Source organism: Heliophilum fasciatum (assembly GCF_004341395.1).
GTDB classification, from domain to species: Bacteria; Bacillota; Desulfitobacteriia; order Heliobacteriales; family Heliobacteriaceae; genus Heliophilum; species Heliophilum fasciatum.
On record NZ_SLXT01000006.1, the window covers coordinates 12924 to 38397 of the forward strand.

A 25474-nucleotide genomic window follows, 5' to 3' on the forward strand; every position below is an offset into this window, starting at 1 on the left:
ATCACGATCCCCCTACTCATGATTTTCAAACTCCAAATACTTCTCAAGTATTTTCATATCATCTTCGGTACCACTAATTAATTCAAATAGGTAATCGCCAGTTGACATTTCTAAGTTTGAAGCATCATCAAATAGAAATTTCTGGGCGGATTTGCGTATTTTGGCGAATTGTGCTACACCATAGGGTTTGGGTAATCCAACATAAATGTTTTGCGGCTCAAGATATTGAATAATATAAGGCGAATGACTTGTAATAATTATTTTGGTATCTCCTAGTAATTGTGAAAGGACCCTTAGATAATTTTGAAGTAAGCTTGGATGAATGGAATTTTCAGGTTCTTCAACTGCAATTAAAGATAGGTTATTCAAATCTGCTATTACTATATTCGTTAATAACAAAAAAACACGCTTTGCTCCGTCAGACATGGCTTCGAAGCTAATAGGTTGATTAAGGTTATTATCAATAACATAAAGTGCATATATTTTATTGTCTAATTTAAATGGGATATCATCTGGGATTTTGCTTTGAAATTTATTTTGGATATCTATTTCTTCTACGATGAGTTCTGTTATCTGAGGGAAAAGTTGTGTATATGCGTTTATGAGTAGATTGTATTTTTCGCTATATTGTTTTTTTAGATGGTAGATTACCCTTGGTAAATTATTCACCCCCTCCATTTCCAACACATCAATGTCTTTTCTGATGATTGGGTCAGGTGTATATGATTGACTAGCATCGAGATGACGCTCAATATAAACCTTTAAGCTATTAATTCCTTTTATGACATCATGATAATATAAGTTTTCAAAAGCCTTCAATTTGTTTATAATAAGATCGTTGTTGTCTATCGATATCTTAGTGTTGCATCTTCCTGTTTCGGAACTGCGATAAAATGCTTTATCTTCATCTCTATTAATTAAAATATTAAACTTCTGATTTTTTCCTTCGATTTTTATTTTTAGCCATTCACCTATGATGTTAGCGCCGGTTTCGTCGCTTCTTATCCACCTGAATTGATATCCGTATATTATATTGTATACTTTATTGTTCAAAGAGGTTGTCATTTCAAATTCTATACGAAAGTCTTTGGAAGCAGTGCCCTTGTTCAGAGGAATTCCTTTTGTCCAGGACATCATTTTTTTCTTTGTATTCTCATTACTTGATATAAAGTCAACCCCAAAGTCAATAGCTTGAAGTAAATTTGATTTACCATAGCTATTTAGAGAAACTAGTGCAACCATTTCGGTGCAAATAACTTTGGACCTTTGTATATTCCGAAATCCTTCGACGGATACGCTGCAAAGCCTCATGATTCCACTCCGTCCTTTCGCCTGTGGAAGAATTTTTAATATCATCATAGCACTACAACTCCTAAAGTGCAATTATTTATTTCATTTATATGATATTATTGGCGCGAAAAGACTTTTTTATTTAATGAAACGAAAAAAAATATTTCGTTTCTCCTGGGGGGTCTGCGTGGACGTTTCAATTTGGTAGGAAGGGTTGAGAGATTAGATACAATTTATCGAAGCACGGTACAAAAAAACCGTTGGCAGCTCTACGCAAGAAGGCCAACGGTTTCTTTTTTATGTTCTATATTTTTCAAGTAGTAGCTGCATCGATCGGAGCGAGAAGGCTATGATCCCTACACTGCCCCTTTAAGCTGATCAAGCATGGCCAGCACTTCTTTGGACAACCGTTCGATTTCCACCAGTTTTTGCTTGGCTTGCTCATGGTTGCCCTTGCGATAGAGGCCAATCGCTTCATAACAGGCCTGGTGAAAGCGGGCATGGGGGCCGTCAAGCTGACGAAATACATCGAGATGGCCAAATGTGTTTTGGCCGCTGCTGAAATACCAATTGCCCAGCCGGCAGCTATGGTGATCTTTTGCTTTTTCCTCGTCGGGACTCACGATACCCTTGAGCATATAGCCGATGCGGGCCTTCCAAAGCAAGTGATCTGTTTTGGCCAAATCGATCACTTCTTGTGGCGTAAAGGGCACCTTATAAGCGCTGATCTGAGCACGTACACCGTCTGCTTCCGCGATAACGTTGTACAGATTTTTATTGCAGGACTGCATATTTTTATTGATCAGTGCAGCGTCTTGGGAGATTTCGGTGAGGGTAGCGCTCAGTTCTTCAAAGGAAGCCGATTGTTGTTCGGCAATCGGGGCCAGGTGGCTTACGGATTGATCAATCACCGAAAAAACATCCAGCAGATGATGAACGCTGGTGGTCGCTTGCTCCGAAGCCTGAATACTGCTCGTGGAGGAGCGTTGCAGGGCCTGAATTCCCTCGCCAATCTGGTCGACTTCCTGGCGTATTGAGGTGACTTGTCCGGTAATCTCAGTGACAGACTCGCGGGTACGGTCGGCCAGGGCACGCACTTCTTCGGCGACCACACCAAAGCCGCGACCATGCGCACCGGCCCGGGCGGCCTCTATGGCGGCGTTTAAGGCCAGCAAATTGGTTTGATCGGCCACTTCGCGCACGACGGTAACCAGCCCGCTGATCTTGCCGGTGGCTTGTTCCAACTCGGCCATGCGTTCATGGAGTGTCAATAGCAACTGCTTGGTTTTTTGATTTTCGCTGGCCACAAGCTGGAGCCGGGTTTCTGTATCGGCCGTCGATTGATAGCCTTCCATCGATTGCGTGGCCGTCGTGCTGGCCGTTTCGGCAATGCCGGTGACGGAGGTGGCCAGTTCCTGTGTAGCTGCGGAAATCTCTTGAATACCGGCAGTTTGATGGGCAAAACGTCCGGACAACTGATCGAGGTGCTCACCTTCTTGCAGTGCCGAAGATACCAGGGTGGTCATGTCCACGGAAAGCTTGGCAATTAACTGCGTGGCAAAATCCAAGATCCGGTTGATTGCTCCGGCGAGCGGGGCAAGTGATGGATCGGCGGGAATCGTTACCCGTGCGGTCATATCGCCGGCGAGGAATTTTTCAATATCTTTTTGCATAGGGGATGTGGCCGGGCGCACCGTTTCCGTGACGACGACGGGAGCAGCGGGACGTGAATTTTCTCGATTCGAAAAAAAGCCCATAAGGATACCTCCGTTTGCTCAGCGAATCGTTCATTATACACATTCTAGATAGTGATATTGCAAATAATTTCACTTTCGCTTTTATAGTAGCACCTCATAGGGCGTTTGAGTAGTTAAGTTTTTCTTATCTAGGACAAGGGTAGGGCTAGCGCGGCACGGCATGCTGTCGCGATGATTTGGTTGACTGTTATTAAAACCATGATTACGCTGTGTGCTTCATGGCTTTTGTTTTCGTTTATAGCCCAGTCGCAGGAGCATCAGCAGCATGATGGCTACACCGCAAGCAGTAAAACCGATGCGGGCATTAAAATGTTCCGTAAACATCCCCGCATAAAGATTCCCCAACGGTGTTGCACCGACAAAAGCTAACGTATACACACTCATGACCCGGCCGCGATATTCATTGCTGGCATGAAGCTGTAGCGTGGAATTGGCGCTGGAGATAAAGGTAATAAAGAAGAATCCGGCGACAGCCAGACTGATTCCGGTCAATAAAAACAGGTTAGTAAACCCGGTAATAATCAAAAAGGCACCGACGACGAAGGGCCCCAGATAAAGCACGGATTTTTTCGGGCCTGATTGATTGAATGTGGCGATCGCCAATGCCCCTAACAACGATCCGAATCCCACAAAGGACATGAGGAGGCCAAAGCCCGTTTCATTTTGGGCCAGGATTTCTTTGGCGAAAACGGGGACCAGCACGTTGAAATTGGTGGCGAACATGCCGACAATGGCGACCACCACTAAGGTGTTGAAAATCGTTTCCTGGTGATAGATATAGACAAGTCCCTCTTTGATTTCTCCCCATAGATTCGTCTTTTTGGGGGAGTGTTTTTGGCTGGACTTTGTTTGGATCGAACTTGTTTGGATGGGCCTTGGCTTGATCAACAACAAGCTGCATAAAACGGCGGCAAAACTGATCGCGTTGAGAAAAAAGCAAAAGGCGATGCCAAAGTACCCCATGATCAATCCGGCGATGGCAGGGCCGATGATCCGGGCCGTGTTAAAGGCCATCGAGTTCAAGGCAATAGCGTTCATCAGATCTTCTTTGCCGACCAGTTCGATCACGAACGATTGTCGTGACGGCATGTCAAGGGTATTGACGACACCGAGGGCGAAGGACATCGTCAGGATGTGCCAATACTGAATTTGTTCTGTCCATACCAACAAGGCCAGGAGCAAGGTAATGATAAGTGAGGCCGATTGCGTATATAAAAGGATGCGCTTTTTAGGAAATTTATCGATCATGGCCCCGGCAAAGAGTGAAAAAAACAAAATCGGTGTGAATTGCAGGGTGCCGACCAAGCTGAGCAAAAAGGGCGACTTGGTTAAGCTATAGGCTAGCCATGGTTGGGCGATATTCTGCATCCAGGTGCCAATAAGCGAAACGCACATGCCCAGCCAGTAATATCGGAAATTTTTATGCTTCATCGAGGAAAACGGGTTGTTGAATTTATTTTTCACAGACATGGTGGCGTTCGTAGAAGATCACCTCCCATCGTTTTTGTCGAATAGAATCATCGGATAACATCATCGGATAGCTTCCTCTGATAACATCGTCGGAAGCATCGTTGGTTAGCATATGCAAAACGAAACCCGCTAACACAAATCGGCTCAGGAACTAAAGATGATCGCACTATCGTTAGTATTTGGCAGGCATGGCCATATTCCTTTCGTTGAAAATAAGCCAATCGGCTACAGCGGAAAATTTCGTGGATCATAGCCGCCGAATGATAATAATCAAGAGGACAATGGGATATTCTATGCTATAGGTAGAACTAAAAAGGCAGACCCAAGAAGGATTTTTCACTTTGGCATTTAATTTATATATAAAATAGTAAACATTCATCGTTGGATGATATGGAGGGACTGTCTGTGACCGAAAAATTAAAAGGTACCAAAACAGAAGCGAACTTGAAAGCTGCTTTTGCCGGTGAGTCCATGGCCCGGAACAAGTACACCTTCTATGCCAGTGTGGCCAAAAAAGAAGGATACGAACAAATCGCCGCGAAATTCCAGGACACGGCCGATAATGAACAAGCGCACGCTAAAATCTGGTTTAAGTTGCTGCAAGGGATTGGCGATACCAAAACCAACCTCCAGCACGCAGCCCAAGGCGAACATGAAGAGTGGACCTCCATGTATAAAGAGTTTGCCGAAACAGCCCGTGCCGAAGGATTTGCCGATATTGCCGCATTGTTTGAGCGCGTGGCTGACATCGAAAAAGAGCATGAAGAGCGCTATAATGATCTGCTGAAAAATCTTGAAAACGGTACCGTCTTCAAGAAAGAAACAGCCCAGACCTGGCAATGCCGGGTTTGCGGACACCACCATGAAGGAGCAGAGGCTCCGAAGGTTTGTCCGACTTGCGCCCATCCCCAAGCCTATTTTGAACTTACTTGCAAAAATTATTAAGAAGTAAAAGAACAAGCCATGGGATCCCGCGATGAGGGGTTCCATGGCTTGTTCTTTTTTGAATGGCGGTTGCTTGTTTGAATGGATACGAGACGAAGGACATGTGCTGAAAAGGATTTTCTCGAACGGTGTTGAATAAAAAACAACAAGGAACAAAGTGGGGAGAAGGGAGGGAAGGTAGGGGTGGATTTGACGAAGAAAATCAAAGTTGCTGTTCTGGCCACCGGCATAACACTGGCCCTGGCCGGCGCAGCAACGGCAACGATGCACGCTGTCACCAAAGATTCGGCCTTTTGTGGAACTTGTCATGTGATGGACAACTACATGGGGTCCTGGAGCCACTCATCGCATCGCGAAGTCGCCGGATGTAACGACTGTCATACGGACCAGCGCAATTATTTGGCGAAGACCTACTCTAAAGCTACCGCCGGTGCCCGCCATGCTTATGTCAATATTATCGGACCGCCGGATCACTTGAAGATGATCCCATCCAGCAAAGAGGTGACGCAGCGCAACTGTCTCCGTTGCCATGACGATCTTGTAGAAAAAACAAGACTGGCCGAATCAGATGGCAATTACTGTTTTGATTGCCACCGTTCAACCCCCCATGGAAGAGAACGGCCCAGTACATAATGGGGGTTGTCCATGCAACGTTTCTTACCGTACAGGAAAGGAGAGAAATCGATGCACCGTAAAAAATGGATACTCGCCGGATGTATGCTGCTCGTGATGGCTTTTATGATCATGGCCGTCGGCGGATGCGGCAAGCCGGCAGCCAAGTCGACCGTAGGGACCATCGACACCGGCTTGACGGCCGATGAAATGGACCTGCAAAAGTTTGCGAACCTCTTCCCCCATCATTACGACTCCTTTATGAAAAACGCCGAGATGAGCTCTTTTGGCACCAAGTATGGTGGCAATTTGGAGAAGGACAGCCACCTGGAAAAATACCCGTACTTAAGTACCCTCTTTGCCGGTTACCCCTTTTCCTTGGAATATAACGAAGATCGCGGCCACGTCTACGCGATGCGCGACATTGCAACCGTCAAACGGGTGACCAGCTTACCGAACGGCAAAAAGCAAGTGGGCTCCTGTTTGACTTGTAAAAGTGCCGAAGTGCCCGGTATGATTCAAAAAATGGGCCTTGACTATTATTCCACACCGGTGGAAGAGCACCTCAAAAATGTCAATCACGGCATGACCTGCGCCAACTGTCATGATCCGCAGACGATGAAACTGCGTGTGGTTCAACCGGCCTTTATTGCGGCTATGAAAGAACGTGGCGAAGACGTGACCAAAGCAACGCAAAAACAACTGCGTGATTATGTTTGTGCCCAGTGTCATGTGGAATATTACTTTAACCCCAGTCGTCAAGGCGAAGTGACCTTCCCTTGGGAGAAAGGCTTTACTCCCGATGCGATCGAGCAATACTACAATGAAGTTGCCGCTACCGAAAATAAATTCGCTCAGGACTGGAAGCATCCCCTGGCGGGAACGCCCATGTTAAAAGCTCAGCACCCGGAATTTGAAACTTATCAAGGATCCATTCACCAAGTTAATGGTGTTTCTTGTGCTGACTGCCACATGCCCTATATCAAAGAAGGCGGCCAAAAGATCTCCAGCCACCAGTGGACGTCACCGCTGAAACAGATGGAGCAATCCTGTGTGGTTTGCCACCGGGAAGACACAGAAACGCTACGCAATTATGTGATTAATAAACAGGATCTCACCTTTGAGTTGCTGAACAAAGCCGGTTCGGCGACGGAAGTGGCCGCCAAATCGATTGAAAAAGCGATGCAGGCCGGCGCGACCGATGCCGATCTGGAGGCAGCCCGCAAACTTCATCGCTCGGCCCAGTGGCGCTGGGATTTTGTCGCTGCTGAAAACTCGATGGGCTTCCATAACACGCCGCTGACCATGAACACACTCGCCAAATCGATCGATCTGGCGAATCAAGCCACAATGGCGGCGGCCAAAGCCGGTAACTTCCACGACATTCCGGCAGCAACGCCCTATAGTGAATTTATCAATGAACGGTTAGCTACCAAAGGATGGCCCAAAGACAAAGGGGAGAAGAGGCCCGCCGGTGATCTGAGCTGGAAATAAGGCCCCTAAAAACGATCGCCGCCTCCTGTCTGCGGCTATGCAGTCAGGAGCGCGGCGATCGTTTTTTTGTATGGCACAGCAACAGCGGTCATTGCGGTGATCGGCTTCGGTTTTTTAGGTAAAGGAACGCGGAAGGCCCTGCGTGAGGATCCCTTTGAAAATCCGGTTGACTTCATCCCACTCTCCTTGAAGTACCTCGTGGTCCGGTGCTTGATCGAGATGGTTAGCGCGAGCAATGGCTTCGTAATGTGCACAGATAGCGGCCAGTCGCAAGGCACCTAAGGCCGAGGAAGCCGATTTAAGGCTATGGGCCAGTTTGATGATCGCCGGAATATCGGTAAGTTTCAGGGCGGTGATCAGTTGCGTCAACAGTACGGAGGACTCTTTTAAAAACATTTGAAGCAATTGATTAACGAGATTCGGATCATCATCGCCTTCCATGACCTGATATTCCTTGATGGTAAGGAAGTCAACACTGGGGATATGAGCAAAGGCTCGACTGCCGGTTGGCGGGGCGGGTGCTGTTTTTTGATCTTGAATCCAACGGCTCAACGTTTTTTGGAGAATGGCTTTGCTCACGGGTTTGGAGAGATAGTCGTCCATGCCGGCATTGAGACATTTGTCCCGATCGCCATGCATCGCAAAAGCGGTCATGGCAATGATGGGGATATTTTTGCCTTTTTCCGTTTGCCGGATGCGGCGAGTGGCTTCATAGCCATCCATGAGCGGCATTTGACAATCCATCAGGATGAGAGAATAGTCCCCCTGGGCAACTTGCTCAAGCGCTTCGCGGCCATTGCCCGCCAGGGTTACGGAATAGCCCAATTTTTGTAACTGCGTGGAAGCGATGGTCACGTTGAGCGGGTTATCTTCGACAAGTAAGATGTTGTGGACGGTGGGCTGTTGATGGTCAGCGTCATCCAGGGCTTGTACGGAAGCAGGGGGCTGGTTGTCTTGCGCACGTTGCAAGGGAATGGCAAACCACATCAGCAGCCCTTGGCCCTTTGGGCTTTGGATATGAATCTCGCCGTTCATCGACTGGACGAGCCGCTGGCTGATGGACAAGGCTAACCCGGGGAGATTTAAACGGCGGTCGGTGGTATTATTTTCTTCGATAAAAGGTTGAAACAATTCCTTTTGTTTTTCTTCCGTGAGGGTGTTCCCGGTGCCTCGAATGGTGAAACAGATCTTTTGTATGGAAGGCCGTTGATCCACAACTGTCATCGATATGTCGACATACCCATGATCGGTAAATTTAATCGTATTGCCGATGAGATTTAAAAGAACTTGTTTTAAGTGGGATGGATCACCGTGGACCTGCGGTGCGATCGTCGGATCGATACGCAAATTCAAGGACAGGCCTTTTTCGGTGGCCATCGCCACCAGGATATTGGTGGTTTCACGAACCAACTGGTGAAGATCAAAATCGACTGGTTCCAACTCAAAGCGCTGGGTTTCCATTTTCGAAAAATTAACGATGTCGTTGATGAGCGTCAGCAATAATTGTGAAGACTGCATCAGTGACAAACATAACTCCCGTTGATCTTGCGTAAGCGATGTATCGGAAAGGAGTTCAATAATGCCGGTGATGCTGTTCAGCGGTTGTTGAATTTCATGATTCAAGGTAGTCAGGAAGTCGCTTTTGGCCTGATCGGCTTTTTCGGCGGCTTCTTTGGCCAGACGCAAGTCGTTTTCCATTCCTTTGCTATCGCTCATGTCGGTAACAAAGGCGTAGAAGTACCGTAAGCGGGAGGATGCATCCAGGTGAGCAGATCCGTGAAGGCGAACGGGGACATGATCGCCTGATTTAGTTTTCATCGTCAGATCATACACGCGCTGGGGTTGGACGGAAAAGAGTTTCAGTTGCTGGGCCACGATATCCACTGATTCTTTGGAAACTAGATCAAAAACCAGTTTACCGATCAGTTCATTACGCTCGTAACCCAAAAGGCGGCAAAGGGCCCCGTTGCAGTCGACAATCCGCACATTGCTGTCGATCATCAAGAAGCCTTCGAAGGATGATGCGATAGCTTCGTAGTAACGCTCGAACTTTTTCTGGGAAGCCGCTTGGGTTGCCCTTGATTGCTGGGCCCTTTCTGCGACTTTTTTTGCGTCCCGGACAAGGCGGTATGATGCAGGACGTCCGTGAAGGGGCCTCGTCGATAGGTCTTGCGATTTGGCCATGAGAAATGCTCCTTCGCTCTATTGGACTGTTATGCATGAATACACGATTATGAATATATTTATTATAACGTACAAAATGTAATTCTGGCAAAAAGATTACTTTTTGTGCTCTTGGCAAGAGAAAAAAAGACGCCCCCTAAGGGGCGCTTTATGTACAATAGCCTTACTTATTCTTCGTCATGAATATCAGCATGAACGTCTTTTTCAAATACACATACTTCCGTTTCCGCACGGTAGCACTTGGCACGGTGTGCACAAACATGGCAGGGTCCGGTTACGATTTCCATTATGGTTCACCTCCCAAGTAATATTTATAGAACATTACGGAAGTTTATTCAAGAGAAAAAGCAAGTCGGGAAAAAAATTTTTAGGGAGCAAGGGGTGAACTCGATGATCTATTATGATGACTTGTCCACCGATATGGGCACGATTTATGTGGCGCTGCAAGAAAGAGGTGTTTGCAAAGTGGCCCTTCGGGAAGATGATTGGCAAACCTACTTGCAGCGGCACAGTAGCATTCATGACCGGCAACGCTGCGCCGGTGTGCGACAGGAATTGCAGGAGTATTTCCGCGGTGAGCGCCGGCAGTTTACCGTGCCGCTCGTGATCGAAGGAACGTACTTTTATCGTCAAGTTTGGCAGGCGTTGTTGCAGATTCCCTATGGACAAGTACGAACCTATGAGGATATCGCCCGGGAGATTGGGCGCCCGCGCGCCTACCGGGCGGTGGGACAAGCCAATTATCATAATCCGTTGCCCATCTTGATTCCCTGTCACCGAGTGATCGGCAAAAACGGCAAGCTGACTGGCTACATGGGAAGCTACACCGGGATGAAGGCGCAGCTATTGCAACTGGAAGGGGCGATGCTATCGTGAAAATCATCAGCAATGTTACGGTGGATATCAGTACACCGCCAAGTTTTTCCTTTGCCGAGCAGCTGCGCTTTATGGCGTTGTTTCCACTGGAATGCCGCTATCAAATTGTTGAGGGAGCGCTTTACCAGGCGATCCGCGGGGATACGCGTCCGGTGGTACTGCAGGTAACAGCTCCGGCGGCCGGTACATTGCGGGTTTCTTGGGTTGGGCACGATGGCTCCGTTGCAGCGACCGATGCGCAAGCGGCGGCCGCCCATGTCAAAGCGTGGCTGGATTTGGACCGGGATCTTCGCCCCTTTTACGAGCTGGCCGCCCAGGACGTGGTGCTGAAACCGGCTATCGCAGCCTACCGGGGGTTGCATCTGGTCGGCATTCCCGATCTGTTTGAAGCACTGGCGTGGGCGATCATCGGCCAGCAGATCCATATGACCTTTGCCTACCGGCTCAAAGCGCGCTTGATCCAGGCTTTTGGGGAGTTCATTGATGATGGTGAGCGGCGCCACTGGTTGTTTCCGTTACCGGAAAAGATGGCATCGTTGTCCATTGATGATTTATTACCGCTGCAGTTTTCCCGGCAAAAAGCGGCCTACCTGATTGGTGTGGCCCAGGCGATCGTGGACGGGCAGATCAGTAAAGCCCGGTTAGCAACGGCAGAAACACCGGCGGCCATGAAGGCGCAGTTGCTCGCGCTGAAAGGAATCGGCCCCTGGACCGCCGACTATGTGCTGATGATCTGCTTGCGACAACCAACAGCCTATCCGATCGGCGATGTGGGCTTGCAAAATGCCGTGAAAAAGCAGTTGGGCCTGGCCGCAAAGCCTAGCCCCACAGAACTAATGCGTATCGCCGAGCTATGGCAAGGGTGGGAGGCCTATGCTACCTTTTATCTTTGGCGTACCGGGGTAGAGTCGTGATGCCGGCGTCCAAAGAAAATGCCGGCGCAGAGGAAGTGCACCGGCATTCATTGGCGATCAATTGTAGAGCTTACCGTTGCGTGGACCGGTCTTCGGTGAAGAGAAGGGACGTGGGGTGGCGTCGTCCGGCGAAGTGCCTGTTGGCGTTAATGTCGCCGAGAGCGGCGGCAGTTCTTGGAGGCGATCGACCCAAGCACGCAGTTCCGTCGCCAGCGGGGGCAGGTACTTAAACAGTTGGTGTAACAGTGCTTCATCATAGCGGTTGGTGGCCTGCGTATAGGCATCGGTGCAGATGCGCAAGTATTTGACCGATTCGACCGCATCCGGGTCTTGTTGCAGCAGTGTCAGTAACGGCCGTTCCTGCGCCGACGGAGCCTCTTCCCGATCGAGCATGCGCTCAAATATACTCATCAAGGCGATCAGCGCCAACGAAAAGCGAAAAATGGCAGCATCCCGTTCCACCGTGGACAGTGGCTTGTCTCGGGACAGCAGTTCCTGTAAGGCAACCAAGGCACGCTGCACGTCGTCAAGGGTGCTCGGACGGGTGAGATCGCTCGTGGGAAAAATGGTCATCGTTGATCACATCCTTCAAGACAAGCCCACAGACCGCTGCTTCACCCCTGCGTTAGAGCGCGGGCGGCGCTCATGGTACTTACACGGCCGGTTGGGTGCAGTCAAGGCATCAGGGATCTTGGAGGGAAAAGGGAGCGGCAGGCTTTAAATTGGGCAGATGGCTGAGGAAGTAGGGCATTTGAATGCGCCACCAGGGCCAGTCATGATCCACGTCATAGCCCCAGAAGTCTACCCAGGCCGGGATGTTTTTTGACTCCAGGATCGCTTGGAGCGCCCTTGTTTCGGGGATGATTTCTTCTTCCCAGCGGCCTTGCCCCGTAGCGATGATGATCTCGCTTTGGCGTAGCGGTTCGAGATAGGCCGGATCGGTAAGGTTCGGTAAATAAGACAGCGGTGAGTTCATGTAGACGTCTTCGTTCATAAAGTCGCCGACACTGAATTTGGCGCTGTAGGGACCGCTCAAGGCGATCACCGTGTCAAAGATGTCAGGATGGCGGAAAAAGAAGTTGGCCGCATGGTACGCACCGAGGCTGCACCCGGTGGCCATGAATTTCTGTCCGTGCCGTCCTTCGCAGGCGAGGCGTGCTCGGACAAGCGGAACAAACTCGTTGGCGATATAGCGATCATAGTCATTGTGGCGCCGGGCACGTGCTTCCGGGGGGGGCGTCATGGTTGAGCCAAGACTGGCTGTCCACGCTGTCCACGCAGAAAAGCTGGATTTGTCCGCTTTCAAGAAAGGGGCGGCAGACTTCAACCATACCAAAATCTTCGTACTCATAAAAACGGCCGCCGGAGGTTGGAAAAACGATTACGGGCTTGCCAGCGTGCCCATAGACTTTATACTCCATCACTTGATTGAGGTGATGGCTGAAAAAGTGGCGGTGGTACTCAATGTTCATGGTCAAACCTCGATTCTTGAAAGATTCCGGAGTTAAGACAACTCGTGGATATAGGCAACCGCTTCATGAATCCGGTGGATATCGGTTGCCCGGATGAGGTACCCAAAGTCGCCGAGAGCGGGACTGAAGATGGAATTAATCGGTTCATGATGAACGATCATATAGCCAAGGTGGTCCAGGATCGCTTCGTGACTGTGTGCGTAGGGTTTGGAGGATTTACGCCCGACATAAGCACAGTGATATTTGCGTTCATAGGTCGCCGTAAAACGATTGTGGACGAGGATCTGGGCCCACTGCTCGTAGATATCAAAATCATTGGCATAGTTAAACATATCGACGGTCAAGCCGCCGGGCGGGCGCATGTTGACTTCCAGGGCAATGATTTGGCCGTTTTGGCGGGAGCGAAAGAATTCAAAGTGGAAAAAGCGTGAACGCGGATTAAAGGCACGCAGGGTGCGCAGCCCCATTTCCATCAGATCACCGGGAACTTCCCGCATGGAGTAATAAAAGACATGGCGATCTTCATTGACCGTTTCCATGATGCCGTCGCCGTATTGATGGGCTGTAATAAATACAGGATTGCCGTCGCTGTCGGTCAGACCGTCAAAGGAGCAGATGTCGCCGTCGATAAATTCTTCGAGAATGTATTCAACGGGCGGCTTTTCGGCAAAAAAGGTGACCAACTCTTCGTCGCTGTTGATGCGGTACGTATGGGCGGCACCGACACCGATATCGGGTTTGACGACGACCGGATAGCCGATCTCATCGATCAGGCGGCGGGCGTCTTCAATGGTGGCGATGAGATCGCCCCGTGCCACCGGTACGCCGGCGTTGCGGTACGTTTGCTTCATTCTCGATTTGCGTTTGATTTGCTCGATATCGGCTTCGTTGATGCCGGGAATGTTAAAGTCGGTACGCAGTTGGGCTTCCAGTTGCAGCCAGTGCTCATTTAAGGAGTCGATGCGGTCGATCTTGCCGTAGCGATGGGTAAAGTAGCCGCAGGCACGAAGCAGTTGATCGTAGTCTTCCATCGACTCAACGCGATAGTACTCGTTCAACGCTTCACGCAGTTCCGGGCGCAGTCGGTCAAAGTGTTCGTCGGCAATGCCCAGAACGTTGACGCCAAGCTCGCGCAGGCGCACACAGAACCGATAAAAATTAGGCGGGAAGTGGGGGGAAAGGAAGATAATGTTCATATAAGCCTCCTTGCCAAAGTAAGTTGATTTTTTAAATGGTGTTTCTCAAAGGACAGGTAGAAATTCATGGTTGAAACACTGCGAATAAGAATCAATTCGCAATGAAACATAGTTATCCCTGCTACAACGTTGTGATTTTTATACATCTTTTAGGATTTTTGAGCGCAATGATATTCTTTTTTTCACTTGCTTGCCTTAGCGGCATCGCGTACACTGAGATGAGGATGGAGTCTTTTTGATGGCACGGATCAGAAAAAGTGAGGCGATAGAACTTGCGCAAGGATGCGGCGAACCGGATGAAAAAGCTCCCCTTGTTTCGTTGGATATGGCGCTCGTATTTTAAGACCGCTTTGATACCGATTCTTACGATCGAGTTAATTTTTATCGGTATTTATTTTTATTCAAACGAGTGGAGCAAGCAGGAAAATACGATCGTTGTTCGTGAGATGGCCGATGAGGAACTGCGGCGGATAGCCAATAAAGAAGCGGCGGTGATCGGTCAGCAGACGGAGCGCGTGGCCCGGTTAACGGAGATTTACCGGCAAGAGACGCGACGGGCCATGGATTTACCGGCCCTGTTGGATCGTACCGATGCTGCGCGTCTGGCCTATACCGATGATGGGGCCTACTACACAACGCATGGCGGTGAAAATCGCTCGGCCGTCTTTTATAGTGGGTTTTACCCGGTCGGTGCGGCGGAACGCGATAAGGTGGCGCGACTGTTACATTTGCAGCCGTTAATGGCTACGCTCAAGCACAGCGAGCCGCTGGTGGCGGCACTGTACGTCAATACCTTTGATTCACTCAATGTCATCTATCCCTACTTTGAGGTATTGGATCAGTATCCCAAAAAGACAGACATCACCACGTTTAATTTTTACTATGAAGCAGATGCTATACATAATCCTGAACAAAAGGTGCGTTGGACTGACGCTTATCTCGATCCGGCCGGTAACGGTTGGATGGCGTCATGCATTGCACCGGTGTACAACGGGGACAAGCTGGAAGCCGTTGTCGGTATTGATATGACGATCGACACGATCATCAAGGGGATCTTGAATCTGAATATTCCCTGGAATGGCTATGGCATGCTGGTCGGCAAAGACGGTGCGATTCTGGCGCTACCGGGATCGGGGGAAGACGATTGGGGATTGCAAGAATTAACGACCCATCAATATGCCAATGCCGTGGAGCAAAATACCTTCAAACCGGATTTTTTCAACCTTTATAAACGGTCCGATGTGGCGGAATTGGCGATGCAGGTTCGTGATGCCGACGAGGGACTGTTGCCGTTGTCGATGAACGGCCAAAAGAAATTGGTGTCGTGGTCGACCGTCACGGAAACCGGGTGGAAGCTGCTGGTCTTTGTCCCGGAAGCCAATATTTACGAAAAAGCGCAAACGTTACGGGATGCGTTGTGGCGTATCGGGGCGTTGATGGTGGGCGGGATGGTGCTTTTCTATGCCGTGTTTTTCGTGGTGCTTTATCGCCAGTCGAAGCGTGTTTCTCAGGACATCTCGCAGCCGTTGGTGGCGATTGATGAAATGCTCAAACGGATCGGTCAAGGCGAATATCGCCAACCGGTGCCCAATTTTCCGGTGACGGAATTGCAGGACACGGCCTCCTTGCTGGCCCAGATGGGTGAGCGCCTTGGTGGGGTCACGGAGGATCTGACGAAAGCGCAAGAGGAAGTGGCGATGCAGGCGGCGGAATTGCGGGCATTGGTCGTGTCCCTTGAGGATTTGATTATCGAAGTCGATGGGGACGGTCGGTTGCTTCGCCTTTGGTCCCAGGGAGACGACTATTTAATCCGTCCCCGTGATCAGTTGTTGGAACAGTATCTGCATGAGATTATCGGCGGTGAGAAGGGGCAGCAAGCGCGGCGGATGATCAAGCTCATCGCCGAGTGCAGTGAAGCGCAGACGATGGAGATCTTTTTGCCAACGCTGAGCGGTGAGCGCTGGTTTGAAATGCGAGCGTCGCTGATTCACAAGGATCAGGGCGCGGGGACGCGGATTTCTATTTTGATTCGCCACATTACGGAACGCAAGCAAATGCAGGACCGACTGGTGCAAGCGAAGGAAGAGGCCGAGCAGGCGAGCCGGGCTAAGTCGGAGTTTTTATCCAGTATGAGCCATGAATTGCGAACGCCGATGAATGCGATTCTTGGTTTTGCTCAAGTATTGGATACGGATGATCTTTCGGAATCCGAACGCGATCATCTTCAGGAGATCCAAAAGGCCGGTAAACACTTGCTGGCGCTGATCAATGATGTGCTTGATTTGTCGCGGATTGAATCGGGCCGGCTGGAACTGCAAACGGAAACGATCGATATCGATGACGTGATTGATGAATGCCTCACGTTGATGCAACCGATGGCGCAAAAAATGGATGTCGATTTGCAGAAGCCGGAAACATCAATGTCAGGTGTATGGATCAAAGGCGACTTGATCCGGGTCAAACAGGTACTACTGAATTTGATTTCCAATGCGATCAAATACAATCGAGTGCAAGGAACGGTGCGTGTCGGCTGCCGGAAGCTCGATGAAGCGACGGTAGCGATTGATGTGATGGATACGGGGCTGGGAATTGCCCAAGATCAATGGGAATTGATCTTTGAACCGTTTCATCGCAGCCATAGCAAGCAAAAGACCGTCGAGGGGATTGGTGTGGGTTTGACGGTGACGAAACAGCTGGTGGAGGTCATGGGCGGCCGGATTAAGCTGACCAGTGTGCCGGGCCAAGGCAGCCATTTCTGGATGGAACTGCCGCTGGTCGCGAAACCCGATACCGATTCGGCAGTGCAACAAGTGCGCCCGCAACGTCCTGAGAAGCGGGAAATGGTGCCGGAAATGGTGACGCCGGTAACGCAGGCACCAACGGCGTCGGCAGCATCACCGCCCGCAGCGCAAGCGCCGAAGGTGCGATCGGCAGCATCACCGCCGACGGGCCAAACATCGAAGGCGCGTTCGACAGCATCGCAACCGAAGGGGCAAGCAGCGAAGACGCGTCCGGGAGCTTGGTCACAGCATGGTCCGGTTGCGACGCCGACCCCGACCGCGGAGCAACAAGATGGGTCAGTGTCTGCACAACGGATTTTGCTTGTCGATGATAATAAAGCCAACCAAAAGCTAGCCTGTCTTTTACTTAAGAAGCAGGGTTATATTGTGGATGTGGCGGTCAATGGTGAGGAAGCCCTGGCGGCATCGGAACGGGAAACCTATGATGTGATTTTGATGGATTGTCAGATGCCCATCATGGATGGTTTTGAAGCGACCCGCTTAATTCGCCAACGAGAAGCCATGCAAGGCGGTGAAGCCGTAACGATCATCGCCATGACGGCCAATGCGATGCATGGCGATCGGGAAAAATGTTTGCAAGCCGGAATGAATGATTATATCAGTAAGCCCATTGACCCGCTCACGATCAAGCGGATGCTGGAACAGTGGTCGGTCCGTAGCGAAGGATAGAGAAGATTGCCGATGGAAGAGGGAATGCAGGATTGTTGTATCGTGCGATGGGGAAAACAGGGGTGCAGGTTTCGAACCTGGGATTTGGTTGCATGCGGTTGCCGGTCATCGATGGTCAACCGGATCAGATCGATGAAGCCAAGGCCACCGAGATGATCCATTATGCCATTGATCAGGGTGTAAATTATATTGATACGGCCTATCCGTACCATGGCAAGGGATTTGGCGAGCCAGGCATGAGCGAAGTGTTTGTTGGCAAGGTGCTGCAAGGCGGTTACCGGCAGAAAGTCCACCTCGCTACCAAATTGCCTTGCTGGATGGTCGGGTCGCGCAGCGATATGGATCGGTTATTGAATGAGCAGTTGCAGCGGTTGCAGACGGACCGGATTGATTTTTATCTGCTGCACAGTTTGCAACAGGATACTTGGGCGAAGGTAACGAAGCTTGATGTGTTTTCCTTCTTGGATCAGGCGATTGCCGACGGGCGGATTGGCTATGCCGGATTTTCGTTTCATGACGAGTACCCGCTGTTTCCGGAGATCATTGATGCGTACCCATGGTCTTTTTGCCAAATTCAATATAATTACATGGATGTGACCTATCAGGCGGGGCTGAAGGGATTGGAGTATGCAGCCCAAAAAGGGATGGGCGTCGTGATTATGGAACCGCTCCGGGGCGGACGGTTAGCGACGCGAATCCCGGCGGATATTCAGCAACTGTGGGATCGGGCGGAAGTAAAGCGGACCCCGGCAGGGTGGGCGCTGCAATATGTGTGGAATCATCCTGCGGTCAGCACCGTGCTCAGTGGCATGAATGAAATGGCACAGGTTGTGGAGAACATTCAAGCGGCCGAACAAGGCTATGCCAACGCAATGACGGCAAAAGAAAAAGACCTGATCGCGCAGGTCAAGAAAATCTATGAGTCAAGGACTAAAGTGGACTGTACCAATTGCCGCTACTGCATGCCCTGTCCGTTAGGTGTCGATATTCCGGGAAGTTTTATACAGCTTAATAATGCGTCTATGTATGATGACATCAAGGGGGCCCGCTGGACCTATCAAACCTTTTTGTCACCGGCGGAACGGGCTTCTGGTTGTACCGAATGTGGGCGTTATGAGGAGATCTGTCCGCAGCAACTGCCGATTCGTGAAAGGCTAAAAGAAGTAGTTCGTGAATTGGAAAGCTAGCAAGCAGAATACCATAATCGCAAACAGGGTCGGTAAACCGAAGTTTACTGACCCTGTTTGCTTTACAGGACTTTTTTGTTACATCAAACTTGTGGGTAGGACTGTGTTACGATGGGATGCCGGAAGTTAGCGGAGGCGAATAAGGGCTTGATTCACTTGATCGCTTGTGTAGAAGTGGGAGATCATACTGTTCGAAAAAGCCCCCAAACCAGGGTTATAGGCAAGCAAGATCGGCGTCTTGACATTACCCCATTGAATGTCAAGAGAAACCTGGGAGGTCGCCGTTGCCCCGGGAAGTTTGGCTAAAGGAATGGTCACCGACCAGTTGGTACCGCTATCGGCAGCGCGTAACCCGAGAAATTCGAGGGTCAACAGGCGCTGCATTTCAAAAGCGTTGGTCGCATTGGTGAGGGCGATAACGGCGTTGTTGATCTGGGTTTGATTGGCATTGGGATTATTGTAGACGGTATAGGCAACGTTAATTTCGCTTTGTAACAGTAGTCCGGAGCCGGGTTGGTAGTTACCGACCTGATAGCCCTCTACGGCGTTGTGAAGGCGTGTCTCGGCCACATCAATGGCACCGAGGAGTGCCCGTTTGTTGCCGAGCGGTTGGGCTACTTTGGACGTTTCGATGAATCGCAGCGTTGTATTTAAGTTATCAACGGCGTTATTCACCTGCGGTTGCGTTGTGGTCAAACTGGCCAGCACGTCGCGGGCGCTGTTGATGGCAGCTTGAAGCGCATCTTTGGTGCCGCTGATATATTGGCCCGGTTGGGAGCCTTCAATAATGCTGCTTTGTTTGTTCTGGGCCGTTGTCACCAGCGATTGAAGCACCGATTTATCAACCAGGTTGACGGGGGAGTCGGTAGTGCCAGTGGAGCCCGTAGAGCCAGTGGAGCCGGTAGAGCCGGTAGAGCCCGTAGAGCCCGTAGAGCCAGTAGAACTGCCCGGTAATGTGGTCGCTGTGGGATTGGTGTAGAAAGGCCCGATTTGCCATACTGTTTGTGGTGTTGTGCTTCCCGGTGTGCTTGTCCCTTGATTGGCGTTACTGCCGTTTTCATTGGTACCGTTGTTATTCCCGGTTTGGTTTTGCTCATTATTGCCGTCTTCTTCCGGGGCGTCCTTTTCCGGCACCGTCGGCTTGGGCAGTTCCGGTGTTACCGGTTTGGGCACTGGTTGCTGAACAGTGGGCTGCAGGGCATTCATGGCCCGGGCAATGGTGACAAGCGCTTCAGCGCGGGTAATAAACTGCTTGGGCTGAAAGCGTCCATCAGGATAGCCTTGCATGATCGATTGCTCTGAGACCGCAAAGACGCTGGGCTTGGCCCAGGCGCTGATGGCGTAATCATCAGTAAAGTGGGAAATTTGTTCGTTGCCGGGGCTAAAGGCAAGTAAACGAGCAATGATTGCCGCTGCTTCTTCACGGGTGATCGATTGGTTCGGGCGAAATGTGCGGTCGGGATAGCCGTTGATATACCCGGCATCTTTGCCGGAAGCAACTTGCACATAATACCAGTCAGAGGTACGGACATCGATAAAATTGGCCGTGGCATCGGGGTTGAGTTTATCAAAGGCTTGGTTGACCATCGTAACAAATTCAGCGCGCGTTACTCGTTTGTCCGGTTGGAAGGTTCCGTCCGGATAACCTTGAATGATCCCGCGATCATACATGGTTTCGATCCAAGCTTGGGCCCAGTGCCCGTCAATGTCACGAAACGATGCAGCGAGCGCGGGAAGACAGAAACTGGAGACGAGAAAAAGAGTAATGATGATGCGGCACAGGATGCGGAAATGTTGCGCAAACATAGAGCGAAGCCACCTTTCTCATGACTGAGCTGCATACCCCGGTTTTGATAAGCGGGGGTGACTAAAAACAAAAAACACGCAAATATTATAGTATATTTGCAGACAATTAGCACTTGAATCAGGCGATAAAAAAAGATGAACTTGCGATCCTTATGAAGATCACAAGTTCATCTTCGTTTAAAGGGCTGTAAATTGCTAGATTGACGTTACGTCAACACTCAATGATGAGATTGCCAAAAAGTAAACCGTTCAACCGGCAACATGAAAGGGTCGAAACGATGTATCCGGCGATCTAGTGAACGGAAATTCGTTTGGTACCGCTATCGGCGATGAGCATTTTCCGACCTAAATCGCCTAAAACAAATTGGCCGATCTTATCGCGGTAGAGACTGCAGCGAATCAAGCCGCGGTTTCCTTTGTTTTGTCGCAATACTTTTTCTAAATACTGCAGGGATGGGTTGGCGTCCACGTTTTTCTTCACCAAGATCATTACCTCTCATAAAAAAATATTTTTCATAAATTTGTTGCTGGATTTTCAGGTCATTTGTTTCAATGTAGGTTATATGGAAAGAAAAAAAGCTGCAGGGAACATGCCTGAGGGCAGTATCTCTCAGCTTCCAGTATATCTAGTCAGCTTTATTAATTCCTAGTTATTCAATCCATCTTTATCATTTTAGTGGATTTCCAAGTATTTGTCAATAGCCGTTTGAATTTAAATTATTTCCATTGATTTCAACCGGAGAGAGGTTGGTTACGGGTAACAAGTAAAAACCGGATTTGATTCAAATAAAAAGAGCTCTGGAATAATTCCAAAGCTCATCATTAACAAATATGGCGGAGAGACAGGGATTCGAACCCTGGAGACCGTTCATCACGGCCTACCCGATTTCGAGTCGGGCGCCTTCGACCAGCTCAGCCATCTCTCCATAACATGCGATGCCATTATAAATGCCGACGTTCGGCAAAAAAACCTTTGATCAAAGCGCGTGCTTCGTCCTCGCGAATACCGGATGTTACGGATACGCGGTGATTTGTCCATGGGCTTTCTAGGATATTAAAGCACGTACCACCGGCACCACCTTTGGGATCCATTACCCCAAAAACAACACGGGGAATACGAGCTAAGACAATCGCACCGGCACACATGGGACAAGGCTCGACAGTGACATACAACGTAGTTCCCGCTAAGCGCCAAGCACCGGTATGCTGCGCTGCATCGGCAATCGCGACCACTTCGGCGTGCAGGATGGGGCTTTGCTGCGCCTCGCGCAGGTTATGACCACGGCCGATGACACGTCCGTCTTTAACGATTACGCAACCGATGGGAATTTCACCTTTGGCCAACGCCGCTTGGGCTTCGGCCAGCGCCATGTCCATCCAATGACGGTCATCCAGCATCAAGCAAAACGCCTTTCACAGGATTTTACCTGGTGCCCCCGGAGAGAATCGAACTCCCGACGCAAGGCTTAGGACGCCCTCGCTCTATCCACTGAGCTACGGAGGCTCTCCTGAAAAAAATAATGGCGCGCCCGAAGGGATTCGAACCCCTGACCTCTTGATTCGTAGTCAATTACTCTATCCAGCTGAGCTACGGGCGCAAGTTATCGGGCACATCATGTGCCGCGAAGGTGATTATAGCAAATGGATGTGCCTCTGTCAATGGCTGTGACCTTGCCAATAAAAATGCAGGGGATGATCGGACCGAAAAAGGGCAGAAGGATGGTTAGAACACAAACGGTAAGACGCAAAACGCCAGTTAAAACGCAAAACGCCGGATCAAACTTAACAAGGCGCCGCTGCTGTTTTTCATCTGTTGGGCTGAAGATGCAGCGGCTTGGGTCGCCGCACTTTGATGTTGCAGCCCTTTTGCAATTCGTGATGCATCATCGGCGATTACCCGGGCATCTTCATGGGCCTCACGTATCGAAACGGCCAGCGTGGCTGCTTCTTGTTCCAGCATGTGGGCCATTTGTCGACTGTTCGTCAAGCGCTCCATGGTCGTCGTTGTTGCTTGGGCCAATTCATCGACGTAACGAGCGACGCCCTCAATTTTGGAACTACCGGTGGTGACGGCCACATGGTTTTCATGCATCGATCCTACGGCTTCGGCGATTTGTCCGTTAATCCCTTTAAGAATGGTCATGATCTCACGGGTTGCCCGCGAGGCTTCATCTGCTAAATTATGGACTTCGCCGGCTACAACCGCAAAGCCGCGACCATGCTCGCCGGCACGCGCCGCCTCGATGGCCGCATTAAAAGCGAGCAACTGCGTTTGCGTCGCGATTCCGGTGACCGTATTGGTGATTTGGATGATTTGTGCCGCCTGTTGTTCCAAATGCTCCATGATGGCCAGTGAACGATCGACCGAGCAACGAATCAACTGCATTTGTTCGCGCGCATCACTGGCCGCTGCTAATCCTTGCTGAACGTCGGCAGTAGCCGCTTGTCCCGCTTGCCAGGCTTCCTCGGCTAATTGGTACATTTGTTTCACCGTAGCGTTAATTTCATCGGTTCCATCCTTGGCTGCAACAAGGCGGGAACGTTGATGGGCTGTTTGTTCCGCTAGTTCTTCGACGGCCGAGCCGATTTGATCATGGGCAAAGGCGACTTCTTGGCTTGCCTCCGCTAAGCTGATGGAGGCAGACTCCACATCATGGGCGGCGCCATCGACGATGGAGAGAATTCCTTTCATTCCGATGGAGATTTTGTTCATTTCGAGGACGATCTGACCCAGTTCATTGCGTACCGGAGGTTCAACCAGGGTTTGCAATTGTCCGCGATTGATCGCGGTTGTTGCCTGTAAGGACACCTGTAATAGGGAGCGCAGTTGACTTTGTAAACGCTGCGCCATGGCGATACTCAAGGCCAGTGCGATAAGCCATCCGATGAGGCCCAGCATCATTCCATAATCACCAACAGACATACCTGTACTGCGTAGAAAAGCGTCCCCCAGTCCGACCAATAGGGCCATCAGTGCCCATGGCGCTACGGTTGCCAACATCAACGGTGTGGACATACTGGACATTGGGACTAACCAGCCGATGCGTAAGGTTCCGATGCGTTGGCCCTTTACAGTTACCGGTTCGCAGGCGTCAACGAGCACTTCGCCGGTATTGCGCCGGTAAACTTGAGTTAATGGAACTGCTGATTGCACCGCTGCTTTGCCAACGGGATCTAAAAAGACCATGCCCTCACGTAGACGATTGGTATGTAAAAGACTATGACCTTGTTGATCGACGAGAACCAGATACTCGTTATTGCCCAGATAGCTATCGAAGAGATGGCGAAGTTCCTCCTCGACTGCTTCCATTGACTGGCTGTCAAGTAAAGTTTCTAACCGGCGGGCCGCCTGCGACACTGCTTGACGCGCTTTATCCACTTCCGGTCTGCTTAGGATCGCACGCTCATCCTTGTTTGGCGTAATTGGTAAGGCCACGGGTATTCGCCCCCTTCGCTATAGGATTTTGTTATGGGGTTTAGTATAACAAAATTCGCAACCTTGATAAACAAATTTTATTGAATTGACAAAATATTCGACCAATTATCCAAACAATTAGGTGCAAACCGACGATGAAAAAAAATAAAACTCCTGTGTTCCCACAGGAGTTAGATAATTCATATGGCGCGCCCGAAGGGATTCGAACCCCTGACCTCTTGATTCGTAGTCAATTACTCTATCCAGCTGAGCTACGGGCGCATGATTGGTTCGGTGGCGGAGAGAGCGGGATTCGAACCCGCGACACGAGTTTAAGCCCGTGTAATCGCTTAGCAGGCGACCGCCTTCGACCTACTCGGCCATCTCTCCACATGACGACAAGCTTGTCTAAGCGGCTATCACCTTGCCGCGAATAACAGTATACTCCGAAAAAGGGGAAAAAGCAAGCAGCATTTTGCTTCCTGCTTTTGTACGGACTTTGGCATTTTGGATCATTTTAACCTGTTTCCGATTTGATTCATGCTTGTTGCTGTTCCGTGTAGCGCAGTTCCAGTTCTACGATTTGAATAATTTTTTCCCGTTGTGCCGGTGTCAAACGCCCCTCTAAACAATAATCCAAGGCATAGCGCGGATTTTTCAGTAATCGTAGTTTTTCCTCCAAGTGCTGCAGTTGACTCAGCAATTGGAGGAGGTTTTCCTCTAAACGGTGTAGTGGGTTATTGCTGGAGGATAGTTGTTCTCGGGAGAGGACTCCTTCCGGTTTGACTGTAGGCGAATTAGTAAAAGCAGCAAATGAATTTATCGACCTCTCTGGTGGATGCAAAGGCATCACGGTGGTTTGTCGATGGGGGATAGGCGATATCGGTTGTGTTTCTTTGGAACGGGGTTCTTGGGTATCAAAGAAACCGGCCCGTGTATAAAGCATTTCCAGTGAGAGATCAAACTCCAGCGCGATCTTTTGAAGCAAGCTAACCGTCAATTTGCGTTCGCTTTTGGCGATGCGTGAAATTAAACTCGTAGAGACGCCGAGGCGTTTGGCCATCTCCACCTGGGTCAATCCGGTGTCTTGTAATAGCCAATGAATAAGCTCGCTGTGATTATTCATAGTGATTGCGGATCCTTCCATAGTCAGTTTGTGGCGGCGATTTTCTTCTTGTGGTAGGGCTTCATGCCTTGATTTTAGTCTAATCTTCGGTTTACCCGATGTCAATCCAGTCTGACGGATACGTATCTTTTTTTGAGCGTGGTCTTTTTGACAAAAAGTAAAAACCACTATACGTTATGACGATTTGTCGATTTGCTGGAGCTTTAAAGATAATACAGAGATTTCGTAACGATACTAAATACACTATATTTAATATTAGA

General features: G+C 49.8%; 20 protein-coding genes and 5 tRNA genes. 8 read left to right on the plus strand and 17 right to left on the minus strand.

What is annotated here, in order from left to right; all coding sequences use genetic code 11:
- Positions 1 to 12 precede the first annotated feature (12 nt).
- The 3 genes from EDD73_RS04355 to EDD73_RS04365 all read right to left on the minus strand — a co-directional run bounded on the left by EDD73_RS04355 (position 13) and on the right by EDD73_RS04365 (position 4517).
- Positions 13 to 1359 (minus strand): AAA family ATPase, encoded by a 1347-nt coding sequence (locus EDD73_RS04355; protein ID WP_131918562.1) that lies wholly within the window; start codon positions 1357 to 1359, stop codon positions 13 to 15.
- 287 nt (positions 1360 to 1646) lie between these two features.
- Positions 1647 to 3047, minus strand: a complete 1401-nt coding sequence (locus EDD73_RS04360; RefSeq protein ID WP_131918563.1) for a methyl-accepting chemotaxis protein — start codon at positions 3045 to 3047, stop codon at positions 1647 to 1649.
- Positions 3048 to 3263: 216 nt separating this feature from the next.
- Positions 3264 to 4517, minus strand: coding sequence for an MFS transporter (locus tag EDD73_RS04365; RefSeq protein WP_131918564.1), 1254 nt, complete (start codon positions 4515 to 4517; stop codon positions 3264 to 3266).
- A 405-nt stretch (positions 4518 to 4922) separates the two neighbouring features.
- On the opposite strand from EDD73_RS04365, the gene rbr reads away from it, so the two are divergent.
- From rbr to EDD73_RS04380, 3 genes are all read left to right on the plus strand, one after another.
- Complete coding sequence (rbr, locus tag EDD73_RS04370; protein WP_264672909.1) at positions 4923 to 5462, plus strand: rubrerythrin; 540 nt, start codon at positions 4923 to 4925, stop codon at positions 5460 to 5462.
- A 183-nt stretch (positions 5463 to 5645) separates the two neighbouring features.
- The gene (locus EDD73_RS04375) at positions 5646 to 6095 is read left to right on the plus strand and encodes a NapC/NirT family cytochrome c (RefSeq protein WP_165876317.1); all 450 of its coding nucleotides are present in this window, start codon (positions 5646 to 5648) and stop codon (positions 6093 to 6095) included.
- Between the two features lie 51 nt (positions 6096 to 6146).
- Entirely contained in the window at positions 6147 to 7568 is a 1422-nt protein-coding gene (locus EDD73_RS04380; protein ID WP_165876318.1) for an ammonia-forming cytochrome c nitrite reductase subunit c552, read from the plus strand.
- A 114-nt stretch (positions 7569 to 7682) separates the two neighbouring features.
- On the opposite strand, the gene EDD73_RS04385 is transcribed toward EDD73_RS04380, so the two are convergent.
- On the minus strand, positions 7683 to 9752 hold the full coding sequence (locus EDD73_RS04385) for a PAS domain-containing hybrid sensor histidine kinase/response regulator (protein WP_131918568.1): 2070 nt from the start codon (positions 9750 to 9752) through the stop codon (positions 7683 to 7685).
- Between the two features lie 390 nt (positions 9753 to 10142).
- On the opposite strand from EDD73_RS04385, the gene EDD73_RS04390 reads away from it, so the two are divergent.
- Together EDD73_RS04390 and EDD73_RS04395 are read left to right on the plus strand one after the other, a co-directional pair.
- Positions 10143 to 10628 (plus strand): methylated-DNA--[protein]-cysteine S-methyltransferase, encoded by a 486-nt coding sequence (locus EDD73_RS04390; RefSeq protein ID WP_131918569.1) that lies wholly within the window; start codon positions 10143 to 10145, stop codon positions 10626 to 10628.
- Positions 10625 to 11542, plus strand: coding sequence for a DNA-3-methyladenine glycosylase family protein (locus EDD73_RS04395; protein WP_131918570.1), 918 nt, complete (start codon positions 10625 to 10627; stop codon positions 11540 to 11542). Before EDD73_RS04390 ends, EDD73_RS04395 begins: the two co-directional genes overlap by 4 nt.
- Before the next feature lie 57 nt (positions 11543 to 11599).
- Here EDD73_RS04395 and EDD73_RS04400 read toward each other — a convergent pair whose 3' ends face one another.
- Together EDD73_RS04400 and EDD73_RS04405 are read right to left on the minus strand one after the other, a co-directional pair.
- A complete protein-coding gene (locus tag EDD73_RS04400) occupies positions 11600 to 12115 on the minus strand; it encodes a hypothetical protein (protein ID WP_131918571.1) in 516 nt (171 codons plus the stop codon).
- A 109-nt stretch (positions 12116 to 12224) separates the two neighbouring features.
- Entirely contained in the window at positions 12225 to 12785 is a 561-nt protein-coding gene (locus EDD73_RS04405; protein WP_207668809.1) for an alpha/beta hydrolase-fold protein, read from the minus strand.
- Between EDD73_RS04405 and EDD73_RS15070 the strand changes: the two genes are divergently transcribed.
- A complete protein-coding gene (locus EDD73_RS15070) occupies positions 12784 to 13050 on the plus strand; it encodes a hypothetical protein (RefSeq protein WP_207668810.1) in 267 nt (88 codons plus the stop codon). The two genes, EDD73_RS04405 and EDD73_RS15070, sit on opposite strands and share 2 nt — an antisense overlap.
- Here the strand turns inward: EDD73_RS15070 and EDD73_RS04410 are convergent.
- Positions 13047 to 14210, minus strand: a complete 1164-nt coding sequence (locus EDD73_RS04410; RefSeq protein ID WP_131918572.1) for an ATP-grasp domain-containing protein — start codon at positions 14208 to 14210, stop codon at positions 13047 to 13049. The genes EDD73_RS15070 and EDD73_RS04410 overlap by 4 nt on opposite strands.
- A 272-nt stretch (positions 14211 to 14482) precedes the next feature.
- Between EDD73_RS04410 and EDD73_RS04415 the strand changes: the two genes are divergently transcribed.
- Positions 14483 to 17680, plus strand: a complete 3198-nt coding sequence (locus tag EDD73_RS04415; protein WP_131918573.1) for a response regulator — start codon at positions 14483 to 14485, stop codon at positions 17678 to 17680.
- A gap of 32 nt (positions 17681 to 17712) precedes the next feature.
- Positions 17713 to 18867 carry an aldo/keto reductase gene (locus EDD73_RS04420; RefSeq protein ID WP_131918574.1) on the plus strand — a complete coding sequence of 385 codons (1155 nt, stop codon included), beginning with the start codon at positions 17713 to 17715 and terminating at the stop codon, positions 18865 to 18867.
- Between the two features lie 126 nt (positions 18868 to 18993).
- Here EDD73_RS04420 and EDD73_RS04425 read toward each other — a convergent pair whose 3' ends face one another.
- From EDD73_RS04425 to EDD73_RS04470, 10 genes are all read right to left on the minus strand, one after another.
- Positions 18994 to 20673, minus strand: a complete 1680-nt coding sequence (locus tag EDD73_RS04425; RefSeq protein WP_131918575.1) for an S-layer homology domain-containing protein — start codon at positions 20671 to 20673, stop codon at positions 18994 to 18996.
- Between the two features lie 292 nt (positions 20674 to 20965).
- A complete protein-coding gene (locus tag EDD73_RS04430) occupies positions 20966 to 21157 on the minus strand; it encodes a hypothetical protein (protein WP_131918576.1) in 192 nt (63 codons plus the stop codon).
- Positions 21158 to 21505: 348 nt separating this feature from the next.
- Positions 21506 to 21599, minus strand: a tRNA-Ser gene (locus EDD73_RS04435).
- Between the two features lie 16 nt (positions 21600 to 21615).
- Positions 21616 to 22071: a tRNA adenosine(34) deaminase TadA gene (tadA, locus tag EDD73_RS04440; RefSeq protein ID WP_131918577.1), complete on the minus strand. Its 456-nt coding sequence runs from the start codon at positions 22069 to 22071 to the stop codon at positions 21616 to 21618.
- Positions 22072 to 22101: 30 nt separating this feature from the next.
- A tRNA-Arg gene (locus EDD73_RS04445) sits at positions 22102 to 22177 on the minus strand.
- A 17-nt stretch (positions 22178 to 22194) separates the two neighbouring features.
- Positions 22195 to 22271: transfer RNA gene (locus EDD73_RS04450), tRNA-Arg, on the minus strand.
- Between the two features lie 158 nt (positions 22272 to 22429).
- Positions 22430 to 24109, minus strand: coding sequence for a methyl-accepting chemotaxis protein (locus EDD73_RS04455; protein WP_131918578.1), 1680 nt, complete (start codon positions 24107 to 24109; stop codon positions 22430 to 22432).
- A 184-nt stretch (positions 24110 to 24293) separates the two neighbouring features.
- A tRNA-Arg gene (locus EDD73_RS04460) sits at positions 24294 to 24370 on the minus strand.
- Between the two features lie 13 nt (positions 24371 to 24383).
- Positions 24384 to 24478: transfer RNA gene (locus tag EDD73_RS04465), tRNA-Ser, on the minus strand.
- 148 nt (positions 24479 to 24626) lie between these two features.
- Complete coding sequence (locus EDD73_RS04470) at positions 24627 to 25214, minus strand: helix-turn-helix transcriptional regulator (RefSeq protein WP_165876319.1); 588 nt, start codon at positions 25212 to 25214, stop codon at positions 24627 to 24629.
- Positions 25215 to 25474 lie beyond the last annotated feature (260 nt).

Bases quoted from the DNA above. Each gene is read 5' to 3' on its own strand.
- EDD73_RS04355 (WP_131918562.1), bottom strand. From the start codon at position 1,359: ATGATGATATTAAAAATTCTTCCACAGGCGAAAGGACGGAGTGGAATC.
- EDD73_RS04360 (WP_131918563.1), bottom strand. From the start codon at position 3,047: ATGGGCTTTTTTTCGAATCGAGAAAATTCACGTCCCGCTGCTCCCGTC.
- EDD73_RS04365 (WP_131918564.1), bottom strand. From the start codon at position 4,517: ATGTCTGTGAAAAATAAATTCAACAACCCGTTTTCCTCGATGAAGCAT.
- EDD73_RS04380 (WP_165876318.1), top strand. From the start codon at position 6,147: ATGCACCGTAAAAAATGGATACTCGCCGGATGTATGCTGCTCGTGATG.
- EDD73_RS04385 (WP_131918568.1), bottom strand. From the start codon at position 9,752: ATGGCCAAATCGCAAGACCTATCGACGAGGCCCCTTCACGGACGTCCT.
- EDD73_RS04390 (WP_131918569.1), top strand. From the start codon at position 10,143: ATGATCTATTATGATGACTTGTCCACCGATATGGGCACGATTTATGTG.
- EDD73_RS04400 (WP_131918571.1), bottom strand. From the start codon at position 12,115: ATGACCATTTTTCCCACGAGCGATCTCACCCGTCCGAGCACCCTTGAC.
- EDD73_RS15070 (WP_207668810.1), top strand. From the start codon at position 12,784: ATGGTTGAGCCAAGACTGGCTGTCCACGCTGTCCACGCAGAAAAGCTG.
- EDD73_RS04405 (WP_207668809.1), bottom strand. From the start codon at position 12,785: ATGACGCCCCCCCCGGAAGCACGTGCCCGGCGCCACAATGACTATGAT.
- EDD73_RS04410 (WP_131918572.1), bottom strand. From the start codon at position 14,210: ATGAACATTATCTTCCTTTCCCCCCACTTCCCGCCTAATTTTTATCGG.
- EDD73_RS04425 (WP_131918575.1), bottom strand. From the start codon at position 20,673: ATGTTTGCGCAACATTTCCGCATCCTGTGCCGCATCATCATTACTCTT.
- tadA (WP_131918577.1), bottom strand. From the start codon at position 22,071: ATGCTGGATGACCGTCATTGGATGGACATGGCGCTGGCCGAAGCCCAA.
- EDD73_RS04470 (WP_165876319.1), bottom strand. From the start codon at position 25,214: ATGAATAATCACAGCGAGCTTATTCATTGGCTATTACAAGACACCGGA.